General features: G+C 54.9%; 3 protein-coding genes. 2 read left to right on the top strand and 1 reads right to left on the bottom strand.

The genetic code is table 11. The features are described from left to right. The first annotated feature begins 423 nt into the window (after positions 1 to 423). Both CPJ18_RS22075 and CPJ18_RS22070 read left to right on the top strand, forming a co-directional pair. The gene (locus CPJ18_RS22075) at positions 424 to 3,390 is read left to right on the top strand and encodes a hybrid sensor histidine kinase/response regulator (protein WP_244554171.1); all 2,967 of its coding nucleotides are present in this window, start codon (positions 424 to 426) and stop codon (positions 3,388 to 3,390) included. Then, positions 3,387 to 4,604 (top strand): sensor histidine kinase, encoded by a 1,218-nt coding sequence (locus CPJ18_RS22070; protein WP_245445458.1) that lies wholly within the window; start codon positions 3,387 to 3,389, stop codon positions 4,602 to 4,604. Before CPJ18_RS22075 ends, CPJ18_RS22070 begins: the two co-directional genes overlap by 4 nt. 148 nt (positions 4,605 to 4,752) lie before the next feature. Here the strand turns inward: CPJ18_RS22070 and CPJ18_RS22065 are convergent, their stop codons facing one another. After that, the gene (locus tag CPJ18_RS22065) at positions 4,753 to 6,960 is read right to left on the bottom strand and encodes a putative bifunctional diguanylate cyclase/phosphodiesterase (RefSeq protein WP_077123125.1); all 2,208 of its coding nucleotides are present in this window, start codon (positions 6,958 to 6,960) and stop codon (positions 4,753 to 4,755) included. Positions 6,961 to 7,117 lie beyond the last annotated feature (157 nt).

The following is a 7,117-nucleotide window of genomic DNA, read 5'->3' as shown; positions in this document are numbered from 1 at the left end:
GATCGAGGAGCCGGCCAACGACTGGCCAGCGGCGGAAGGCAAACGACCTGTAGATTGAAGGTTTGTAGCGGCCCCGGAGGATAATCCCTCAGGGGCCGTTCGACATCCTATTGAGGCGGCTGACCGTTCGAGGCCGACATTCCACCATTGACAAGTAGATGGGAGAGGGCATCTATTTCCGCTGTAGCACAGATTGACACAGCATCTGGCTCATGTCACGACGAGCTTATGGCTCAACGTTTATCCCGCAATGTTTCGCTGACCCCCGAGCTCGAGGGTTTCATCAACGACAGCTTGGCAACAGGCGATTACGCCAATGCCAGCGAGGTGGTGCGTGCTGCTCTTTGCAGTCTGAGGGATGGCGGCCCTGCGCCTTTTCAGGTGCCAAAGACTTGGCCAATAGGCGGCGGTGAGTGCGGCGAAATGATCCGTTCCAAGGACTGGCTCAAAACCATGGCGGGGCCCATCGAAGGATGGAGCGCCGAGATGCGGGCGACGGTGGCAAACATCGTAAACTCGCCTGTCGCCAAGGTTTTGATGTGGGGTCCGCACCATGTCATGATTTACAACGATGCCTATCGTGAAATCGCTGGCGAGCGCCATCCTATGGCACTTGGCACACCTGTCGCTGCGGCATTTCCCGAGGTCTGGGACTGGAACCGCCCGATCCTCGAAGCTGGACTGCGTGGAGAAACAGTTTCCCACCACGACCAGCCTATCGTCTTTAACCGGGCGCATGGCCCCGAAACCCTCTATCTCGATCTGTTCTATACGCCCGTTTACGACGCTGACGGTGATGTCGGCGGCGTCATGTGCACCATTGTTGACAACAGCGCCCGTGTTATCGCCGAAAGGCGGCTTGAAGAGCGTGAGGCAGAACTGCGGCGTGTGACGGATGCGGTGCCGATGCTGATCTCCTATGTGGACCAGGATCATGTTTATCGATTTGCCAACGGCGCGTATCGGGATTGGTTTGGCGTAGAGCCGGGCAGCATGATTGGCCGCCATGTCCGCGATGTCATCGGTGACGCAGCCTATGACGATCGCCGGGCGTCGATCGCTCAAGGGTTGGCGGGGGAAACAATCGTTGCTGAAACCGACATGAGACATGCTGACGGCGGGACCCGCCGCCTTGAGATCCGCTATGTCCCACATGTAGAACCAGACGGTTCTGTTCCAGGCGTGCACATTCTGGGCATTGACGTCGAGGAGCGGGCACAACGTGAAGCCGTCGTTGCCATCAGCAACGGCCGGTTTCGAACCGCCATGGATGCAGTTCATGGCGTCCTTTGGACCAATAGCGCCGATGGCCGGATGGTTGGAGAACAACACGGTTGGGCCGCTCTGACTGGCCAGACTCAGGAAGAATATCAGGGTTATGGTTGGTCTAATGCCGTGCATCCTGAAGACGTGGGCGCCACAGTCGAGGCCTGGCAGGCCGCTGTTGCAGTAAAAAGTATGTTCGTCCACGAGCACCGCGTGCAGCGACACGATGGTGCGTGGCGACAGTATGCCATTCGAGGTCTTCCCATCCTCGATACAGGCGGGGAAATCGTCGAGTGGGTCGGTGTCCACACCGATATTACCCATCAACGTGCGGCAGAGGCCGCCTTGCGCGAACAGGCGGAGACCCTTGCGCGTCAGGTGCGTCATCGTGAACGTGCGGAAGAGCAACTGCGTCACGTGAATGAAAATCTCGAGGCGCGGGTCATTGCAGAAATCGATGAACGGCGTCAGGCGGAAGCCAAGCTTGCGCAGTCCCAAAAAATGGAAACCGTCGGCAAGTTGACCGGCGGTGTCGCGCATGATTTCAACAATCTCCTACAGGTTGTCTCGGGCAATCTGCAGCTTCTTGCCAAGGATATTGCTGGCAACGAGCGCGCAGAAACCCGTGTCGCCAACGCGATGGCGGGTGTCTCCCGTGGCTCGAAGCTGGCGAGCCAGCTTCTGGCCTTCGGTCGTCGCCAGGCGCTTGAGCCGAAGGTCGTCAATATCAGTCGGTTCGTGCGCGGAATGGATGACATGCTGCGCCGTGCCATAGGCGAGGCGATCGAGGTTGAAACCGTGGTAACCGGTGGACTTTGGAACACATTCATCGATCCCGCGCAGGTGGAAAACGCACTGCTCAACCTGGCCATCAATGCACGCGATGCGATGGATGGCCGCGGAAAGCTGACGATCGAGCTCGCCAATGCCCATCTCGATGATACCTACGCGCGCTCACATGACGAGGTCACACCTGGCCAGTATGTCATGCTCGCCGTCAGCGACACCGGATCCGGCATGTCGTCAGAGATAATCGAGAAGGTGTTCGAACCCTTCTTTTCGACGAAAGCCGAAGGCAAGGGCTCTGGTCTCGGATTGTCCATGGTCTACGGCTTCGTCAAGCAATCGGGCGGTCACGTCAAAATCTATTCGGAGGTTGGCGAAGGCACCACCATCAAGCTTTACCTTCCCCGCGCCCTGCAGTCCGAGGACGTCGAGGTGGCTGTCGATACCGGTCCAATCTCAGGCGGCACGGAAACTGTTCTCGTGGTCGAGGATGACGATGCTGTTCGCGAAACCGTCGTCGCGCTGCTTTCTGACTTGGGCTACCGAGTGTTGAAATCCGTCGATGCGTCGAGTGCCCTCAACGTCATCGAGAGCGGTATTCCCATCGATATGTTGTTTACCGATGTCGTCATGCCAGGCACACTCAAAAGTCCCGAACTCGCCCGGAAAGCCCGCGAACGGCTCCCCAACATTGCTGTCCTGTTCACATCGGGCTATACCGAGAATTCGATTGTCCACGGCGGTAAACTTGACGCTGGCGTCGAGCTTCTATCAAAACCCTATACCCGCGAAGCACTTGCCCGAAAATTCCGGTCTCTTTTGGGGAAAGGCAACCAACGGTCCGTTCCTGCGGAGGCGCAGCAGGAACCAATGCCAGCACAGGCCGTCATCCCGACCGCACCATTGGTCACAGCACAGCTCACGGTCTTGCTCGTGGAGGACGACGCGCTGATCCGTATGAACACGGCCGAAATTCTGCAGGATGCAGGTTATATCGTGGTCGAGGCAGCCAGCGCAGAAGAGGCGATGGCAGCACTGGAAACGGTACCGTTTGATGTCCTTGTCACCGATGTCAATCTTCCGGGAGCCTCTGGTCCGGAGCTCGCCCGTCGAGCAAGAACGTTGCGGCCATCGGCTGCCATCGTCTTTGCAACGGGAGACACGTCCAGCGTCAAGAAGGAGGTTGGGGCGGGCATTCTGGGAAAACCCTACGATTCAGAAGCGCTGATCGCCGTCGTCGGCGCGACGTGGTCTGGTGTCACACGATCGATTGATGGTCTTGCGTCCGCTGATCAGACTGATGCACTGGGTGTTGGCAAAGGAACGGTGCAAGATTGAACGACATTCCTGAAATCCATGTAGAAACGTCCCCACTTGAGGAGGCGAACGATCCGGCCGAAGATCTTGCCTATCGGCTTCGCCAGCAGCGGCTGACGGCAGATTTTGGCTACTTTGCCTTAAAGACAGATGCGTTGGATGAACTGCTACAGGAAGCGACACGCGTCGCATCGCTTGGGTTAAACAGCGAATTTGCAAAGGTGCTCGAACATCAAGGTGGCGGTCAGGGCTTTGTTGTTCGCGCCGGTGTCGGTTGGAGGCCGGGCATTGTCGGTCACGCCACCGTTGGCGACGACCTCGAAAGCCCGGCAGGCTTTGCCTATCACACCGGCAAGCCGGTGATCTCCAATCATCTCGACAATGAGGAGCGGTTCCGCACGCCATCACTGCTGGTCGAACATGGAGTGAAGCGGGCCATAAACGTGCTGATTCAGACCGACAGTAAACGATATGGCGTGCTTGAGGTCGATAGTCCCGACGAAGGCAAATTTGATGAACCCGACACTGCCTTTCTCGAAGGTTTTGCCAATTTGCTGGGTGTCGCAATTCAGCGCAAGCAAAAGGACGAGACACTGCGTTTCAAAGAGAAGCAACTCGAGGCGACGATCCGGCACCAAGAAGTGCTCACGCATGAAATCAGCCATAGGGTCAAAAATTCCCTAACCGTTGTCGGAAGCCTTCTTGCGATGCAGGCCAGAGGTTCATCGAGCGAGGAAATTCGCAAGGCCCTAACAGATGCTCAATCGCGTGTTCAGACAATTGCGTCGGTCCACGACAGATTATGGCGCACAGATGAGGTGCACACCGTCAGCCTTGATGGGTTTATGATCGATCTTTGTCGTCAGCTTGAAACGATGGCAGGACAACATACGCTTCTGTGCGATGTGGAGCCGGTGACAATCCAGACGGATCAGGCGGTGACACTCGGTTTGCTCGCAAACGAACTTATTACCAACGCTTTTAAGTACGCTTATCAATCCAACGCTGGGGAAGTTGTTTTAAGGATTTTCACCGTTGAGAACGGTGACCTGTATTTCTCGGTGTCCGACAAGGGCGCCGGGCTACCAGACAATTTTAACGAGACGAAAAAGAGCCTCGGGATGAAGCTTATCAGCAGTCTCAGTCAGCAACTGGGCGGCTCTCCGCATTGGATGAACACATCGCCGGGAACACGCTTTATGGTTCAGTTCAGGCCAATCAAGACGGGCCAATAACTGTCGGTATCAGAAGCCGGACATCGGCCAGAATGTCCTCAATCATTATGGCGACCACTACCTCATCCTCGACAGCCAGTATGCTCAGCGAAGAGTATGGAGGATCACGTCTGTGAGCTCCGAGCACCAAAAATTGACTCGAATGTTTTTACGCGATTGATTTTAAAATATTGATCGTAGTTTGATTCATAGATGTCGCGAGGTAAAGGCGCGTGAAGTCGTTCGCTGTCATTGGTCGTCCGTAGAGATAGCCCTGTCCTTCATCGCATGCATATTGCCGCATCAGGTCTTCCTGTTCGGCGGTCTCAATGCCTTCAGCAATGACTTCTAGATCAAATCCCGCCGCAAGTCTGGTGACCGCCTCAACAATCACCTCGTCTTTCTTATTGCGCTCGCTGCCGCTGACGAACGAACGGTCGATCTTCAGGCGGGTAACAGGGTAGTCTTTCAAAAGGCTGAGCGACGCGAAGCCGGTTCCGAAGTCATCAAAAGCAATTCCAACGCCGAGTGAGCGCAGATGATGAAGGGGCTTCATAATCCGTTGTTCATTCCGCAGAATGATATTTTCCGTTATTTCCAACTCCAGCGCTGTTGCCGGTAAATGGCTGTCCGAAAGCGCTAACTCGACCGATTTCGCAAAATCGCGTGTCCGGAATTGAGCCGCAAACAGATTGACGCCGATCCTAAAATTTTCGCAGCCAGCGTTACGCCAATGCGCGGCCTGCGCACATGCCGTGCGCAAGATCCATTCGCCCACCGGAACGGCAAGAAGGCTTGCTTCCAATACAGGCAAAAAAGCACCGGGCGAGACAACGCCGAGGTTTGGATGGTTCCACCTTATCAGCGCTTCAGCACCCGCCAAGCTTCCATCGCTGAGTTTGATCTGAGGCTGGTAATAGAGCTCAAACTCGTGATTTTCCCAGGCCTGACGGATCGATGAACCCATCGCTCCCTTCTTCAAAGCCGCTTGGCGAAGCTCAGGGGTAAAAATACGAACGAGGTGGCGACCGTCTACCTTGGCCTGATAAAGGGCCAAATCTGCGTTCCCAAGCATCTGCTCACTCTCGTCTTCAAAGCCCGATCTGAGAGAAATGCCGATGCTAGCCCCGATGTGAATAGGATCGTTGTCAAACTCTATAGGTTCCTGGATTACCGAGATCAGCGCTGAGCCAAGTTCACTTGTCTTGAGCGGATCCACCGTCTCTGACATCAGTACGACAAACTCATCCCCGCCCAGACGGGCTACCATGTGGTGGGCAGGAACGGTTTCACGGAGACGATGTGCGATAATCTTAAGGACAAAGTCCCCCGCAGCGTGTCCCAGCGTGTCGTTTACGTCTTTGAAACCGTCCAGATCAATCAAAAGGAGCGCCGAAGGCTCGTGATTGTCACAGGCCTGCCGAATCCGCTGAGTTAAACTTGACCTATTAGCTAGGCCGGTAAGATGGTCGTATTCAGCAGCGTGTTTTAGCTGCTTTACTGCTTCCAAACGGGTTGTGATATCGCGAATGATGGCACCGAACTGCGGCTCGCCCGCCTCGCTCCATTGCGATAGGGAAAGCTCTATCGGAACGTCGGATCCATCACGACGCTTTGCTGTCAAATTGACAGAGGTCCCTATGATACGAGCGGGACCGCCCGCAGACACTCTGGCGAGACCCGCTCTATGTCTGGAGCGCATCGCATCCGGCATAATAATATCGAGAGCCTTCCCAAGCGCTTCTTCTTTAGAATAGCCGAAAATTGTTTCTGCAGACGCATTCCATGACGTGATCTGGTTTTTGCCGTTTGCGCAGATGATGGCGTCAGGAGATGTGGATGTAATGTTGATAAATCTGTTGCGGCTAGCTTCACTCTCACGTTCGACCCGGCGCAATTCCATTCTCTCGAGGACCATAACTGCCAGATCCTGGAGAATTCGCCGGTCACGATCCGAGAATGTCTCTCGCGGTTTTTGATCGATCAAACATAAGCTTCCAAGCGCATGCCCTTCAGACGTGATGAGTGGTGCACCAGCATAGAACCGAATGTTTGGATAACCGGTAACCAACGCGTTCGATTGAAAGCGGGCGTCTTTGGATGCATCCGGAATAACAAAGACTTCGGATTCCATGATTGCAAAGGTACAGAATGAAACATCTCGTCCCGTTTGGCACACATCGAGCCCGATACGGGCTTTGAAAAATTGCCGGTCACGATGAACCAAGGAAACCAATACCGTCGGGATGTCGAAGATCCGTGACGCCATCTGTATGATATGGTCGTATTCCCGTTCGGGCGGGGTATCCATCAGCGCGAAGTTATCCAGTACCTCGATTCGTTTCTCGTCATCGTTTGGTATTGGGTAATGGCTCATTACAATTGCTCGCTGAATGATTATCACAAGCAAGCTAACGCGAAAAACCTTAATGCACAGTAATTCGAAGCCGAGAATACCGCCAAGGACAGTAGACCGTGTGATTAGCGTTTCGAAAGTCTGAATAGCGTTGGAAGCGCCTCTCAACCAAAGCAAT

Origin of the sequence: Agrobacterium rosae (assembly GCF_002915175.1) — a bacterium.
In the GTDB taxonomy this organism is placed as follows: domain Bacteria; phylum Pseudomonadota; class Alphaproteobacteria; order Rhizobiales; family Rhizobiaceae; genus Agrobacterium; species Agrobacterium rosae.
This window is presented reverse-complemented; position numbering and strand designations above follow the sequence as displayed.